This window comes from Streptomyces sp. NPDC056160 (genome assembly GCF_042268205.1).
GTDB lineage: Bacteria > Actinomycetota > Actinomycetes > Streptomycetales > Streptomycetaceae > Streptomyces.
Genome location: NZ_JBHJUW010000007.1, coordinates 21,971 through 38,066, shown reverse-complemented (window position 1 = coordinate 38,066; position 16,096 = coordinate 21,971). Strand labels below are relative to the sequence as shown.

9 protein-coding genes are annotated in these 16,096 nt (G+C 72.5%); 8 read left to right on the top strand and 1 reads right to left on the bottom strand.

Features of this window, described 5'->3' with window-relative positions; all coding sequences use genetic code 11:
• Nucleotides 1–105: 105 nt before the first annotated feature.
• The 3 genes from gltB to ACFC02_RS04130 all read left to right on the top strand — a co-directional run bounded on the left by gltB (nucleotide 106) and on the right by ACFC02_RS04130 (nucleotide 7,038).
• On the top strand, nucleotides 106–4,644 hold the full coding sequence (gene gltB, locus ACFC02_RS04140; protein ID WP_376352045.1) for a glutamate synthase large subunit: 4,539 nt from the start codon (nucleotides 106–108) through the stop codon (nucleotides 4,642–4,644).
• The gene (locus ACFC02_RS04135; protein ID WP_376351866.1) at nucleotides 4,637–6,100 is read left to right on the top strand and encodes a glutamate synthase subunit beta; all 1,464 of its coding nucleotides are present in this window, start codon (nucleotides 4,637–4,639) and stop codon (nucleotides 6,098–6,100) included. Before gltB ends, ACFC02_RS04135 begins: the two co-directional genes overlap by 8 nt.
• Before the next feature lie 218 nt (nucleotides 6,101–6,318).
• On the top strand, nucleotides 6,319–7,038 hold the full coding sequence (locus ACFC02_RS04130) for a VWA domain-containing protein (RefSeq protein WP_376351864.1): 720 nt from the start codon (nucleotides 6,319–6,321) through the stop codon (nucleotides 7,036–7,038).
• A 13-nt stretch (nucleotides 7,039–7,051) separates the two neighbouring features.
• Here ACFC02_RS04130 and ACFC02_RS04125 read toward each other — a convergent pair whose 3' ends face one another.
• Complete coding sequence (locus tag ACFC02_RS04125; protein ID WP_376351861.1) at nucleotides 7,052–7,951, bottom strand: hypothetical protein; 900 nt, start codon at nucleotides 7,949–7,951, stop codon at nucleotides 7,052–7,054.
• A gap of 216 nt (nucleotides 7,952–8,167) precedes the next feature.
• On the opposite strand from ACFC02_RS04125, the gene ACFC02_RS04120 reads away from it, so the two are divergent.
• The 5 genes from ACFC02_RS04120 (at nucleotide 8,168) to ACFC02_RS04100 (ending at nucleotide 16,092) form a co-directional block, all read left to right on the top strand.
• Nucleotides 8,168–8,518, top strand: coding sequence for a chorismate mutase (locus ACFC02_RS04120; RefSeq protein WP_376351858.1), 351 nt, complete (start codon nucleotides 8,168–8,170; stop codon nucleotides 8,516–8,518).
• 119 nt (nucleotides 8,519–8,637) lie between these two features.
• Nucleotides 8,638–11,190, top strand: a complete 2,553-nt coding sequence (gene pepN / locus ACFC02_RS04115) for an aminopeptidase N (RefSeq protein WP_376351855.1) — start codon at nucleotides 8,638–8,640, stop codon at nucleotides 11,188–11,190.
• A 167-nt stretch (nucleotides 11,191–11,357) separates the two neighbouring features.
• Complete coding sequence (locus ACFC02_RS04110; protein WP_376351852.1) at nucleotides 11,358–12,191, top strand: NAD(P)H-binding protein; 834 nt, start codon at nucleotides 11,358–11,360, stop codon at nucleotides 12,189–12,191.
• Nucleotides 12,192–13,255: 1,064 nt separating this feature from the next.
• The gene (locus ACFC02_RS04105; RefSeq protein WP_376351849.1) at nucleotides 13,256–14,641 is read left to right on the top strand and encodes a pyridoxal phosphate-dependent decarboxylase family protein; all 1,386 of its coding nucleotides are present in this window, start codon (nucleotides 13,256–13,258) and stop codon (nucleotides 14,639–14,641) included.
• A complete protein-coding gene (locus ACFC02_RS04100) occupies nucleotides 14,638–16,092 on the top strand; it encodes a lysine N(6)-hydroxylase/L-ornithine N(5)-oxygenase family protein (RefSeq protein WP_376351846.1) in 1,455 nt (484 codons plus the stop codon). The genes ACFC02_RS04105 and ACFC02_RS04100 overlap by 4 nt, the downstream gene beginning before the upstream one ends.
• The last annotated feature ends 4 nt before the right edge of the window (nucleotides 16,093–16,096 follow it).

The window sequence follows — 16,096 nt, the reverse complement described above, 5'->3', positions numbered from 1 at the left end:
ATGACGACGACGGGAGAGCCGATGCGTACGCCGCGCCAGCCGTCCCAGCACTCCGCGAATGGCCAGAACTGGTCGTTCATGGATGCTCGCCCTGCTGCGCAGGGTATGTACGACCCCCGCAACGAGCACGACGCCTGCGGCGTCGGATTCGTGGCCACCCTCACCGGCGAGGCGAGCCATGCGCTGGTCGAGCAGGCGCTCACGGTTCTGCGCAACCTGGAGCACCGCGGCGCCACCGGTTCCGAGCCCGACTCGGGGGACGGCGCCGGCATCCTCTCCCAGGTGCCCGACGCGTTCCTGCGCGAGGTGGCCGGATTCGAACTGCCCGCCGCCGGCTCCTACGCCGTAGGCATCGCCTTCCTGCCCGAGGACGGCACCGCCGACGCGATCTCACGCATCGGGACGATCGCCGCCGAGGAGGGCCTCACCGTCCTCGGCTGGCGCGAGGTCCCCGTCGCCCCCGGCCTCCTCGGCGCCACCGCCCGCTCCACCATGCCCGCCTTCCGCCAGCTGTTCGTCGGCGACGGCGCGAGCGAGGGCATCGCCCTGGACCGCAAGGCGTTCGTGCTGCGCAAGCGCGCCGAGCGCGAGGCCGGCGTCTACTTCCCCTCGCTGTCCGCGCGCACCATCGTCTACAAGGGCATGCTGACCACCGGCCAGCTGGAGCCCTTCTTCCCGGACCTGTCCGACCGCCGCTTCGCGTCCGCGATCGCGCTCGTGCACTCCCGGTTCTCCACCAACACCTTCCCGAGCTGGCCGCTCGCCCACCCCTACCGGTTCGTCGCCCACAACGGCGAGATCAACACCGTCAAGGGCAACCGCAACTGGATGCGCGCCCGCGAGTCCCAGCTCTCCTCGCAGCTGTTCGGCGGCGACGGGAACCTGGAGCGGATCTTCCCGATCTGCACCCCGGACGCCTCCGACTCCGCCTCCTTCGACGAGGTCCTGGAGCTGCTGCACCTCGGCGGGCGTTCGCTGCCGCACTCCGTGCTGATGATGATCCCGGAGGCGTGGGAGAACCACGAATCCATGAACATCAAGGACACGGCCCGCCGCGCCTTCTACGAGTACCACTCCACGATGATGGAGCCCTGGGACGGCCCGGCCTGCGTCACCTTCACCGACGGCACCCAGGTCGGCGCCGTGCTCGACCGCAACGGCCTGCGCCCCGGCCGCTACTGGGTCACCGACGACGGCCTCGTCGTCCTCGGCTCCGAGGTCGGCGTCCTCGACATCGACCCCGCCAGGGTCGTCCGCAAGGGCCGCCTGCAGCCCGGCCGCATGTTCCTCGTCGACACCGCGCAGCACCGCATCATCGAGGACGACGAGATCAAGCGGACGCTCGCCCAGGAACAGCCGTACGCCGAATGGCTGGAGGCCGGCGAGATCGAGCTGAGCGACCTGCCCGAGCGCGAGCACGTCGTCCACACCCACGCCTCGGTCACCCGCCGCCAGCAGACCTTCGGCTACACCGAGGAAGAGCTGCGCGTCATCCTCGCCCCGATGGCCAAGTCCGCCGCCGAGCCGATCGGCTCCATGGGCACCGACTCGCCCATCGCGGCCCTCTCCGAGCGCCCGCGCCTGCTCTTCGACTACTTCACCCAGCTGTTCGCGCAGGTCACCAACCCGCCGCTGGACGCCATCCGCGAGGAACTGGTCACCTCGCTGCGCTCCTCGCTCGGCCCGCAGGGCAACCTCCTGGAGCCCACCGCCGCCTCCTGCCGCAGCGTCGTCCTGCCCTTCCCGGTGATCGACAACGACGAGCTGGCCAAGCTCATCCACATCAACGCCGACGGCGACATGCCCGGCTTCAAGGCCGCCACCCTCTCCGGCCTGTACCGGGTCTCCGGCGGCGGCCGGGCGCTGGCCGCACGGATCGACGAGATCTGCGCCGAGGCCGACGCCGCCATCGACAACGGCGCCCGCCTGATCGTCCTCTCGGACCGCCACTCCGACGCCGAGCACGCGCCGATCCCCTCGCTGCTGCTCACCGCGGCCGTCCACCACCACCTCATCCGCACCAAGCAGCGCACCCACGTGGGCCTGCTGGTCGAGGCCGGCGACGTCCGCGAGGTCCACCACGTCGCCCTGCTCATCGGCTACGGCGCCGCCGCCGTCAACCCGTACCTGGCGATGGAGTCCGTCGAGGACCTCGTCCGCGCGGGCACCTTCCTGCCGGGCATCGAGGCCGAGACGGCCATCCGCAACCTCATCTACGCCCTCGGCAAGGGCGTCCTGAAGGTCATGTCCAAGATGGGCATCTCCACCGTCGCCTCCTACCGCGGCGCCCAGGTCTTCGAGGCCGTCGGCCTCGACGACGCCTTCGTGGAGAAGTACTTCGACGGCACCACCACCAAGATCGGCGGCGTCGGCCTCGACGTCGTCGCCCAGGAGGTCGCCGCCCGCCACGCCAAGGCCTACCCGGCCTCCGGCATCGCCCCGGCGCACCGCGCGCTCGAGATCGGCGGCGAGTACCAGTGGCGCCGCGAGGGCGAACCGCACCTGTTCGACCCCGAGACCGTCTTCCGCCTCCAGCACTCCACGCGCTCGGGCCGCTACGACATCTTCAAGAAGTACACCGACCGCGTGAACGAGCAGTCCGAGCGGCTGATGACGCTGCGCGGCCTGTTCGCCCTGAAGACGAACAAGGACGGCACCTCCGGCCGGCAGCCGATCCCCGTCGACGAGGTCGAGCCGGTCTCCGAGATCGTCAAGCGCTTCTCCACCGGCGCCATGTCGTACGGCTCCATCTCCAAGGAGGCGCACGAGACCCTCGCCATCGCCATGAACCAGCTGGGCGGCAAGTCCAACACCGGTGAGGGCGGCGAGGACCCGGACCGCCTGTACGACCCGGCGCGCCGTTCCGCGATCAAGCAGGTCGCCTCCGGCCGCTTCGGCGTGACCAGCGAATACCTGGTCAACTCCGACGACATCCAGATCAAGATGGCCCAGGGCGCCAAGCCCGGCGAGGGCGGCCAGCTGCCCGGCCACAAGGTCTACCCGTGGGTCGCCAAGACCCGGCACTCGACGCCGGGCGTCGGCCTGATCTCCCCGCCGCCGCACCACGACATCTACTCCATCGAGGACCTCGCCCAGCTGATCCACGACCTCAAGAACGCCAACCCGGCCGCCCGCATCCACGTGAAGCTGGTCTCCGAGGTCGGCGTCGGCACGGTCGCGGCCGGCGTGTCCAAGGCCCACGCGGACGTCGTGCTCATCTCCGGCCACGACGGCGGCACGGGCGCCTCCCCGCTGACCTCCCTCAAGCACGCGGGCGGCCCCTGGGAACTGGGCCTGGCCGAGACCCAGCAGACCCTGCTGCTCAACGGCCTGCGCGACCGGATCGTCGTACAGACCGACGGCCAGCTCAAGACCGGCCGCGACGTCGTCATCGCCGCGCTGCTCGGCGCCGAGGAGTTCGGTTTCGCGACCGCCCCGCTCGTCGTCTCCGGCTGCGTCATGATGCGCGTCTGCCACCTGGACACCTGCCCCGTCGGCATCGCCACCCAGAACCCGGTGCTGCGCGACCGCTTCGCCGGCAAGGCCGAGTACGTGGTGAACTTCTTCAGGTTCATCGCCGAGGAGGTCCGCGAACTCCTGGCCGAACTGGGCTTCCGCTCCATCGAGGAGGCCGTCGGCCACGCCGAGATCCTCGACATCACCCGCGCCGTCGACCACTGGAAGGCCCAGGGCCTCGACCTGGAGCCGCTGTTCCACGTGCCCGAACTGCCCGAAGGCGCCGTACGCCACCAGGTGATCGCCCAGGACCACGGCCTGGAGAAGGCGCTCGACAACGAGCTGATCAAGCTCGCCGCCGACGCCCTCGCCGCCCCCGGCGCCACCGAGGCCCAGCCGGTGCGCGCCCAGGTCGCCATCCGCAACATCAACCGCACGGTCGGCACCATGCTCGGCCACGAGGTGACGAAGAAGTTCGGCGGCGCGGGCCTGCCCGACGACACCATCGACATCACCTTCACCGGCTCCGCGGGCCAGTCCTTCGGCGCCTTCGTCCCGCGCGGCATCACACTGCGCCTGGAGGGCGACGCCAACGACTACGTCGGCAAGGGCCTGTCCGGCGGCCGGATCGTCGTCCGCCCCGACCGCGCCGCCGACCACCTCGCCGAGTACAGCGTCATCGCGGGCAACACCCTCGCCTACGGCGCCACCGGTGGCGAGATGTTCCTGCGCGGCCGCACCGGCGAACGGTTCTGCGTCCGCAACTCCGGCGCCCTGGTCGTCTCCGAGGGCGTGGGCGACCACGGCTGCGAGTACATGACCGGCGGCCACGCGGTCGTCCTCGGCGAGACCGGCCGCAACTTCGCGGCCGGCATGTCCGGCGGCATCGCCTACGTCATCGACCTGGACCGCGACCACGTCAACGCCGGCAACCTCGACGCCGTCGAGGCACTGGACGAGACGGACCGGCAGTGGCTGCACGACGTGGTGCGCCGCCACGCCGAGGAGACCGGCTCCACGGTCGCCCAGAAGCTGCTCGCCGACTGGCCGGCCTCCGCCGCCCGCTTCAGCAAGATCATCCCCCGTACGTACAAGGCAGTGCTCGCCGCCAAGGACGCCGCCGAGCGAGCCGGTCTGACCGAGACCGAGATCACCGAGAAGATGATGGAGGCGGCGATCAATGGCTGACCCGAAGGGCTTCCTGAACCACGGCCGCGAGGTCGCCACCTCCCGCCCGGTCGAGGAGCGCGTCAAGGACTGGAACGAGGTCTACGTCCCCGGCTCCCTGCTGCCGATCATCAGCAAGCAGGCCAGCCGGTGCATGGACTGCGGCATCCCGTTCTGCCACAACGGCTGTCCGCTCGGGAACCTCATCCCCGAGTGGAACGACTACGCCTACCGCGAGGACTGGGCCGCCGCCTCCGAGCGCCTGCACGCCACGAACAACTTCCCGGAGTTCACCGGCCGCCTGTGCCCCGCCCCGTGCGAGTCGGCGTGCGTGCTCGGCATCAACCAGCAGCCGGTCACCATCAAGAACGTCGAGGTCTCCATCATCGACAAGGCGTGGGAGACCGGGGACGTCGCCCCGCAGATCCCCGAGCGCCTGTCCGGCAAGACCGTCGCCGTCATCGGCTCCGGCCCGGCCGGCCTCGCCGCCGCCCAGCAGCTCACCCGGGCCGGCCACACCGTCGCCGTCTACGAGCGCGCGGACCGCGTCGGAGGCCTCCTGCGGTACGGCATCCCCGAGTTCAAGATGGAGAAGCGGCACATCAACCGCCGCATCGAGCAGATGCGCGCGGAAGGCACCCGCTTTCGCACCGGTGTCGAGGTCGGCCGCGACATCCTGGCCACGGACCTGAAGAAGCGCTACGACGCGGTCGTCATCGCCGCCGGCGCGACCACCGCCCGTGACCTGCCCGTGCCCGGCCGTGAACTCGACGGCATCCACCAGGCCATGGAGTACCTGCCGCTGTCCAACAAGGTGCAGGAGGGCGACTACGTCACCGCGCCGATCTCGGCCGCGGGCAAGCACGTCGTCGTCATCGGCGGCGGCGACACCGGCGCCGACTGCGTGGGCACCGCCCACCGCCAGGGCGCGGCCTCCGTCACCCAGCTGGAGATCATGCCCCGCCCGAACGACGAGCGGCACCCGACCGGCCAGCCCTGGCCGACCTTCCCCGTCCTCTACAAGGTCACCTCGGCCCACGAGGAGGGCGGCGAGCGGATCTACGCCGCCTCCACGACCCACTTCGAGGGCGACGAGGACGGCAACGTACAGTGGCTGCACCTGGCCGAGGTCGAGTTCGTCGACGGCAAGCTGAACCAGAAGCCGGGCACCGAGCGGAAGATCCCGGCCCAGCTGGTCACCCTCGCCATGGGCTTCACCGGCACCGACCGCGCCAACGGCCTGGTCGAGCAGTTCGGCCTGGAACTCGACGAACGCGGTAACATCGCCCGCGACGCCGACTTCCAGACCAACGTGCCCGGAGTGTTCGTCGCCGGTGACGCGGGCCGCGGCCAGTCGCTCATCGTGTGGGCGATCGCCGAGGGCCGCTCGGCCGCCCGCGGTGCCGACCGGTACCTGACCGGGGCCAGCGACCTGCCGGCCCCGATCCGCCCGACGGACCGCGCGCTGACCGTCTGACCAGCGGCCACCAAAGACGTCCCGTACAACGGCGTACGGGCGGGTCATCTGGGGGGACCTCCCCCCAGACCCCCCGTGCCGGCGCCTGCCCGCCCGTCCCCGACCGGACAACAGGGCAGGCGCCGTCGCATATCCGAAACCGTCCGCTCTCCCGAAACCGCCCGCCCCACCCCCCGCGTCCCCCACCCCGGGACGACGACAGAGGAGGAGCCGGCGACATGGCCGCGATCAGTCTGAGCAAGGTGGAGGAGACCGCGCCCGCGCTGGTCAGCCTCTACAAGAGCGCCGGGACCTCACTCGTCGAGCACGGCCTCGACGAACAGCGGGCCGCCGTGTACCTCGTACTCGACCGCTCCGGCTCCATGAGCCCGTACTACAAGAACGGCAGCGTGCAGGCGCTCGCCGACCGGGTGCTGTCGCTCTCCGCACACCTGGACGACGACGGACGCGTCCCCGTGATCTTCTTCTCCACCGACGTCGACGCCGTCAGCGAGATCTCCCTCGACGAGCACGAAGGAAGCATCCGGCGCATCGCCGCGGGCCTCGGCCACATGGGCCGCACCCACTACGAGGTCGCCATGGACGCCGTGATCGACCACTACCTCGACTGCGGCGCCACCGACCCGGCCCTGGTCATCTTCCAGACCGACGGCGCCCCCACCAGCAAGGCCGCCGCCGAACGCCACCTGTGCAAGGCCGCGAAACTCCCGCTCTTCTGGCAGTTCATCGGCTTCGGCAACGCCCGCAGCCACCAGTTCGACTTCCTGCGCAGGCTCGACGAACTGGCCGTGCCCGGCAAAAGGGTCGTCGACAACGCGGGCTTCTTCCCCGCCGGCCGCGACCCGCGGCGCCTGACCGACGCGCGGCTGTACGACAGCCTCCTCGCCGAGTTCCCCCTGTGGCTGGCGGCGGCCCGCGCCCAGGGAATCGTCACCTGAGCCCCCGCGAACCTCAGGTGTCGCACTCCAGCACCGCCCGGCACAACCCGCACCGCGCCCGCACCCTGCCCCGCACCGGCACCCTGATCCGCTGATGGCAGGTCGGGCACGGGAACGACACCCGCAGCACCTCCGGACCGCCCGCCGTGAAGGAGTACGCGGCTGCCGGCGGGCCCGGCGGCGTCCGGCCGTACTCCTGGGCGTGCCGCCGGTCCCGGGCGTAGCGGCGCCGGCCCGCCCAGCCCGCGGCAGTCAGCGGCGGCTGCCGCCCGTCACCCCGGGCCCGCGCCATCCCCTTCCCGTACGCCTCGTAGGCCTGCGCACTGGTGAACCACGTCGAGGGATCCTCGCCGAACACCAGCGCCCGCTTGGCCAGCACGTAACCGAACTCCTCCGGCGTGAGATAGCCGAGCTTCTGCGAGGACGCGCCGTCCTCCCGGAACGCGTCCAGCAGCAGCCAGCCCGCACCCAGATACGTCGCCGCCGTGTCCGTGAGGATCTCGTTGTCCCGCGTCCCCGGGAAGGACAGGTCCAGACGGTGCAGGTAGACGTGCATCACCTCGTGCGCGAGCGCCGCCCCGATGTCCCGGCGATGCGTACGGAACCGGTCGTTCAGCTCGACGAAGTACTCGGGACCCGCCGTCAGCTCCACGTTCGCCGCATGCGTCATCTCCCGGAAGCTCACGATCAGCCGGGCGTCCGGCAGCCCGTAGTGCCGCACCATCTCGCGGGCCACCCGCTGCGCCCCCAGATGCAGGTCGTCGCTGTCGCAGAACGCCACGTCCACCGGCGCCACACTCGTGGCGAACGTGCGGACCGTGTCATGCGACAGCCGCCGGTACAGCGCCGTGATCGCGGCACGCACCGTCTCCAGATGAGGAAAGCCGTGCTCGACCGGTCCGCCGTCCGCCACGTCCGCACCCCCAAAGACGCCCTGAGCCCCTTCCCACTCTAGGACCTGCCCGGCGGATCGTGCCGGGGGCGAGGGGGCGAGGGGGCGAGGGGGCGAGGGGTGAGGGGGCGCGAAGGGGCGGATATGAGGGGCGCGGTGATGCGGGCCCGGCAGGGTCCGGCCCGCCCATCGGACACCCCCGATCACGACGGCGCACACCCCGTAGGGTTGACCCCCATGACCACCAGCAGCACCGGCAACGGTGACGTCGACCCCGCCGTCCGCAAGGAACTCGCACGGCTGCGCGACAGCATCGACAACATCGACGCGGCCGTCGTCCACATGCTCGCCGAACGTTTCAAGGCCACCCAGCAGGTCGGCCACCTCAAGGCCGCCCACCAGCTGCCGCCCGCCGACCCGGCCCGCGAAGCCCGCCAGATCGCCCGCCTGCGCGGCCTCGCCGAGGACGCCAGACTCGACCCCGCCTTCGCCGAGAAGTTCCTCAACTTCATCATCGCCGAAGTGATCCGCCACCACGAACGCATCGCGGAGGACTCCGCCGGCGACCAGCCCGCCGCGACGAACTGACCCAGGTCCCGTGCGCCCCGCCGCGCGCCGACCCCACGGGCGCGCGGCCGCGCATCCCGGCCAAGCCGGCGCCCGAACCCCCTCGTGCCCCGCCCCCGGCATCAGGCAGCATGGCCTGCATGTCCGTACTCACGCGCGACGAAGCGCAGACCCGTGCCCAGCTCCTCGACGTCCACCGCTACACCGTCGGCCTCGACCTGACCGGCGGGGAGGACACCTTCGACTCCCGCACCGAGATCCGGTTCACCGTACGCACCGGCCAGGACGGCACGGACACCTTCGTCGAGCTAAAGCCCGCCGAACTGCGCTCCGCCACCCTCGACGGACAGCCCCTCGACCCCGCCGCGCTCACCGGCAACCGCCTGCCCCTGAAGAACCTCACCCCCGGCGAACACGAGCTGCGCATCGACGCGCTGATGCGCTACTCCCGCACCGGCGAGGGCATGCACCGCTTCACCGACCCCTCCGACGGCGAGACCTACGTCTACACCCAGCTGTTCATGGAAGACGTCCAACGCGTCTTCGCCGCCTTCGACCAGCCCGACCTCAAAGCCGTCTTCGACCTCACCGTCACCGCCCCCGACGGCTGGACCGTCCTCGCCAACGGCATCACCGAACACACCGGCGGCGGCACCTGGAAAGCCGCCACCACCCCGCCCATCTCCACCTACCTCGTCGCCGTCGCCGCCGGCCCCTGGCACTCCGTGCGCACCGAACACCGCGGCCTGCCCTTCGGCATCCACTGCCGCCGCTCGCTCGCCCCCCACCTCGACGCCGACGCCGACGAGATCCTCGACGTCACCCGCGCCTGCTTCGACCGCTACCACGAGAAGTTCGACGAGCCCTACCCCTTCGACTCCTACGACCAGGCCTTCGTCCCCGAGTTCAACGCGGGCGCCATGGAGAACCCCGGACTCGTCACCTTCCGCGACGAGTTCGTCTACCGCTCCGCCGTCACCGACACCGAACGGCAGACCCGCGCCATGGTCATCGCCCACGAGATGGCCCACATGTGGTTCGGCGACCTCGTCACCCTCAAGTGGTGGGACGACATCTGGCTCAACGAGTCCTTCGCCGAGTACATGGGCTACCAGACCACCGCCGAAGCCACCCGCTTCACCGACACCTGGACCGAGTTCGGCCTCTCCCGCAAGTCCTGGGGCTACGACGCCGACCAGCGCCCCTCCACCCACCCCGTAGCCCCCGAAGCCGTCGACGACACCGCCTCCGCCCTCCTCAACTTCGACGGCATCTCCTACGCCAAGGGCGCCTCCGCCCTGCGCCAGCTCGTCGCCTGGCTCGGCGAGAAGGACTTCCTCGCCGGCATCAACACCCACTTCGAACGCCACCGGTTCGGCAACGCCACTCTCGCCGACTTCATCGACTCCCTCGCCTTCGCCACCGACCGCGACGTCCACGCCTGGGCCCAGTCCTGGCTGCGCACCACCGGCGTCGACACCCTCACCCCCCGCGTCGCCCCCACCGCCGACGGCACCTGCGCCCTCACCGTCGACCACCACGGCAGCCGCCCCCACCACATCGCCGTCGGCCTCTACGACCAGGACCTCACCGACGAGGGACGCCTCACCCTGCGCACCCGCCTCCCCCTCGACGTCCCGCACACCGGCCCCCACCCCATCGGCAAACGCCCCGCCCTGCTCGTCCTCAACGACGGCGACCTCACCTACGCCAAGATCCGCTTCGACGACGAGTCCTTCCGCGCCGTCCGCGAAGGCCTGTCCGGGCTGCCCGACCCGCTGACCCGCACCGTCGTCTGGAACGCCCTGCGCGACGCCGTCCGCGACGGCGAACTCCCCGCCGACACCTACCTGGACACCGCGCGCACCCACCTGCCCCACGAGAGCGACCTCGCCCTCGCCGAAGCCGTCCTCGCCTTCGCCCGCGTCCACATCGCCGACCGCTACCTCACCCCCGACCGGCGGCCCGCCGCGCTCGCCACCCTCACCGGCCTGTGCCGCGACCTCATCCGCCGCACCGAGGACGGTGACAACCCCGGGCTGCGCCTCATCGCCGTACGCCACTTCATCGACGTCGCCGCCCACCCCGACACCATCGCCGCCTGGCTCGCCGACGGCACCGTCCCCGGCGGTCCCGAACTCGACCCCGAACTGCGCTGGCGCATCCTCGCCCGGCTCGCCGTCCTCGGCGCCACCGACGAGACCGCCATCGCCGCCGAACTGGACCGCGACCCGTCCGCCAGCGGCCGGGAAGGCGCCGCCCGCTGCCGCGCCGCCCTGCCAGACCCGGACGCCAAGCGCGCCGCCTGGGACGCGATGTTCGCCTCCGACGACCTGTCCAACTACCTGTTCACGGCAACCGCCCGGGGCTTCTGGCAGCCCGAACAGGCCGACCTCGTACGGGCGTACGTACCGCGCTACTACGAGGAAGCCGTCGCCGTCGCCACCCGCCGCGGCCCCGCCATCGCCGACGCCGCCGGCCGCTGGGCCTTCCCCGCGCACGCCGTCGACGCGGACACCCTCCGCCTGGGCGAGAGCTGTCTGAGCGACGGCGACCCGATCCCCTCCCTGCGCCGCAGGCTCGCCGACCAGCTCGACGACCTGGCCCGGGCGCTGCGCGTCCGCGAGACGCAGGAGACGAGGCGAGCGCAGGAGCCGCAGGAATCACAGGCACAGGCACCGGCACAGGCGTAGGCACGGGCGGAGGAGCTGGGGGCGTACGACCGGAGACGTACGACACACCTGGTCCCTGGCGACGATGACGCGGGCTGATCGTCCTCCCTAGGCTCGGACACCGCAAGGACGATCAGCCCGGGACCGCCCGGGATTCGCCCTGGACCGCCCGAACCACGGAGGAAACCGTGATCGTAGTCACCGGCGCCACCGGCAACGTCGGCCGTGCCCTCGTCGAACGCCTCACCGCCGCAGGCCGGCCCGTACGGGCGCTCACCCGCGACCCGCAGCGGGCCGGCCTGCCCGAAACCGCCGAGGTGGTCCGGTTCCAGCCGGACGACCCGGCCGCCCTGTTCACCGGGGCCACCAAACTCTTCCTCTACGTCCAGGCGGGCGGCGACCGGACCACCGAGTTCCTGGCGGCGGCGCGGAAGGCAGGCGTCCGGCACGTCGTCCTGCTCTCCTCCGCCATGGTCGCCGAGGGCGCCGACGAGACCCACCCCATCCACGTCATGCACGCCGGCGCCGAACGGGCGATCCGCGACAGCGGCCTGGAGTGGACGTTCCTGCGCCCGGGCGCCTTCGCCACCAACGCCTTCCAGTGGGCCGGGCAGATCCACGCCGGGGACACCGTCCGCGGTGTCTTCGCGGACGGCATGAGCGCGCCCATCCACGAGGACGACATCGCCGCCGTCGCCGAACGCGCCCTCCTCGACGACGGCCACGAGGGTGCCGTCCACCGCCTCTCCGGGCCCGAGGCCATCAGCAACGCCGACCAGGTCGCCGCGATCGGCCGCGCCCTCGGCCGCGAGCTGACCTTCACCGAAGTACCCCCCGAGGAGGCGGGCCCCGAACTCTTCCCGCACGTACCCCCGCACATGCTCCAAGGCCTGCTGGACGCCTTCCGCGCCTCCGTCGGCGCCACCCCCGAGATCACCGACACCGTGGAGAAGGTCACCGGCACCCCCGCCCGCACCTTCGCCCAGTGGGCCGAGGACCACACATCAGCCTTCCGCCCCTGAACCACCTCCGGCCCGCCCCGCAGCCGAGCCCCCCGCCCACCGCCGAGACACACCGCCCCGGCCCCCTCGGACTCGGTTGCGGGACGGGCGTACTCCCACAGGAGCGGCCGATAAGCACCCGGCCTTACGAGGACCCACCACTGAGCCTCGCCCTGGCCCCTACGGGGCTCCGCGCCCGCCCCGACGGGACGGCCACGCGCGTTCGACAGCGCGCAGCGCCGGGCGGCCGGGACTCGGCCGGCCCGCCGAGCGAGCCCTGCCCCCGGCCGGCCGCCCGGCGCCCGGCCGTCGGGGAACGGCGGCCCGACCGGCGGCGATGTCCGGGGTCCGGTCGCGGGGGAGGCGTGCCGCATCCCGAGTACGGCCCGGCGCCCGGCCCTCGGTTACGGCCCGGTGCCCGGCCCTCGGCGCCCGTACGACACCGAACGACCGGCCACCGGGCCCGTACGCCCCTTCCCACTGCGCCCTGCCCCCGCCGACTGCTTGAGCCTCTGCAGCCGGGACCGGCCCCCGGGCAGCCCACCGCAGCCGCATGTCGCACGCACGCGGCAGCGCGCGGCGCCGGAGCGACCGCCCGACGCGACGCCCAGCAGTTCGGCCGGGCACCCGCCCCCGGCCCCCACCGCCGCTCCGCGGGGGCGCCGGGGAGGGCCCAACCCCCAGAGCACCCGACGCCCGGCCACCGGGGCCCCTACGGCAGTGAGCAGCCCTCCGCCGGACCCCGCCCCAGGCAGCCCCCGCAGCCGAAGAAGGTCGCGCATACATGCGGCCGCGCGCTGCGCGCAGCGCCGAGGCGGGCCCCCGCGGTCACGGCTCGGCCGGGTGTCCGCACCCGGCGCCCGGCGCCCACGGCTCGGCCGGGTGTCCGCACCCGGCCCCCGATTCACCCCGGCCCCGGCCGGCCCGGCGCTCGTCCGCGCCGGCCGAGCGCCCACCGACCGGGCCCCGCGTGCTTCCCGTTCCGCAATACCACTCGCCGGTCCCGGTCGTTGGACTTTCCGGGCACCCGGGACTCCAGGCGGACAAGCCGGGCGCCCTGCCCCGCGCTCTCCGGAGGACAGTCCATGGGTACTCCGCACCCGCCCGCACCGCCCCCGCTCGCCTCCGGCCCCGAAGGCCCCGGCGCCCTGCGGCCGTTGCTCGACACCGTGCTCACGGCCCTCGACAGCGGCCGGCGTGCTCGCGGCGGGCCGCTGCCCGCGGGCGGCCCCGACGCCGTCACCGCCAGGATCCGCGACGCCGCCGGCGAGATCCTGCCCGACCACGGAGACCCCGACGCCCTACGCGTCCTCGTGCACGCCCTCGCCGAAGGCGCCGCCGACCCCGCCGACCCGCACTGCGCCGCCCACCTGCACTGCCCGCCCCTCGCCGTCGCCACCGCCGCCGACCTCGCCGTCAGCGCGCTCAACCCCTCCCTCGACTCCTGGGACCAGGCCCCCGCCGCCTCCGCGCTCGAAAGCCTCGTCACCCACGCCCTCGCCCGGCAGGCGGGGCTGGCCGACGCCGTCGTCACCACCGGCGGCACCGAGTCCAACCACCTCGCCCTCCTCCTCGCCCGCGAGACCCACCCCGGCGGCGTCCGCCTGATCTGCGGCACCAACGCCCACCACTCCCTGCCCCGCGCCGCCTGGCTGCTCGGCCTGCCCGAACCCGTCCTCGTCCCCGCCCCCTCCGGCACCCTCGACCCCGCCGCCCTCCACGCGGCCCTCACCGACCTCGGCGCCCCCCGCAGCCCCCTCCTCGTGGCCGCCACAGCGGGAACCACCGACGCCGGCCTCATCGACCCCCTCCCCGAGATCGCCGCCCTCAGCGCCGCCCACGGCGCCCGCCTGCACATCGACGCCGCGCACGGCGGCGCCCTCCTGTTCAGCGACCGCCACCGCGACCGCCTCACCGGCCTGCAAACCGCCCACACCGTCACCCTCGACCTGCACAAACTGGGCTGGCAGCCCGTCGCCGCCGGGCTCCTCGCCGTCCGCGACCCCGCCGACCTCGACGCCCTGCACCAGCGCGCCGACTACCTCAACGCCGACGACGACACCGAAGCCGGCCTCCCCGACCTCCTCGGCCGCTCCCTGCGCACCACCCGCCGCCCGGACATCCTCAAGATCGCCGTCACCCTCAAGACCCTCGGACGCACCGGCCTCGGCGCTCTCGTCGACCACGTCTGCGCCCTCGCGCACACGTTCGCCGACCTGATCGACGACCGCCCCGGCCTCGAACTCCACGACCGCCCCACCCTCAGCACGGTCCTCTTCCGCCCCGCCCACGCCACCGACGACGCCGTGGCCGCCGTACGCCGACGCCTGCTCACCGACGGCCGGGCCGTCCTCGGCCGCGCCCGCCTCGACGACCGGCTCTGGCTCAAAGCCACCCTCCTCAACCCCCACACCCGGCCCGACGACCTGGCCGCCCTCCTCGAACTGGTGGAAGGAACCGCCCCCCGATGAGCCACCCCCCGACCAGCCACCCGCACACCTCGACGAGCACCCTCCGCCACACCCCCTCCACCCCCCGCGACCTGGTCGGCATCGGCATCGGCCCGTTCAACCTCTCCCTCGCCGCCCTCGCCCACCCCCTCACAGGCCTGTCCACCGCCTTCTACGAACAGCGCCCCCACTTCCACTGGCACCCCGGCCTGCTCATCGACGGCGCCCGCGTCCAAGTCCCCTTCCTCGCCGACCTCGTCACCCTCGCCGACCCCACCAGCCACTGGACCTTCCTCAACTACCTCAGATCCCGCGAACGGCTCTTCCCCTTCTACTTCGCCGAACACCTCCACATCCAGCGCGCCGAATACGACGCCTACTGCCGGTGGGTCTCCGGCAACCTCCCCGCCCTCCACTACGGCCACCAGGTCGACGCCGTCCGCTGGAACCCCGAACACGCCCTGTTCGAAGTCGACTTCACCCAGCTCGACACCCACGGCGAAGCCGAGGCACTCGGCCGCACCCACACCCGCAACATCGTCCTCGGCACCGGCACCGAACCCCACGTCCCCGAACCGCTGCGGCCCCTCGCCGGCACCCCCGGCACCCTCGTCGTACACGCCAGCGACTACCTCGACCACCGCGACGCACTCCTCGCCGCCGGCCACGTCACCGTCGTCGGCTCGGGCCAGTCAGGCGCCGAAGTCTTCCTCGACCTGCTCCGCGCCCGCCCCACCGGCCGCGAACAACTCCACTGGATCGGCCGCACCGAAGCCTTCGCCCCCATGGAGTACTCCAAGCTCGGCCTGGAGCACTTCACCCCCGACTACACCCGCTACTTCCACGCCCTGCCCGAACCCGTCCGCGACCGCCTCGTCCCCGCACAATGGCAACTCCACAAAGCCGTCGACGCCGACACCCTCGCCGCCATCCACGACCAGCTGTACCGCCGCACCCTCGACGGCGGCTGGCCCGACACCGTCCTCACCCCCGGCGTCCACGTCCGCACCGCCGGCCGCATCGCCGGCAACAAGATCGAACTCCACCTCGAACACACCCAGCAAGGCACCCGCAGCAGCCTCACCACCGACGCCGTCGTCCTCGCCACCGGCCACCGGCCCCGCCCCCTCACCCCCCTGCTGGCCGCCCTCGACCCCCACATCCACCGCGACCACAGCGAGCGCCCCCGCATCGACGAGCACTACCGCCTCGCCCTCGACCCCGCCATCACCGCCACCGGCTGCCACATCTACGTCCAGAACGCCGAACACCACACACACGGCGTCGGCACCCCCGACCTCGGCCTCGCCGCCTGGCGCAGCGCCACCATCCTCAACGCCGTCACCGCCAAAACCACCTACCCGCTGCCCACCCGCACCGCCTTCACCACCTTCGGACTGCAACAGCAGCGGCCCCAGATCCCACCCGTACGCCAGATCAAGGCACTCACCCCCCTGGCGGACGGAACCTGAGGCC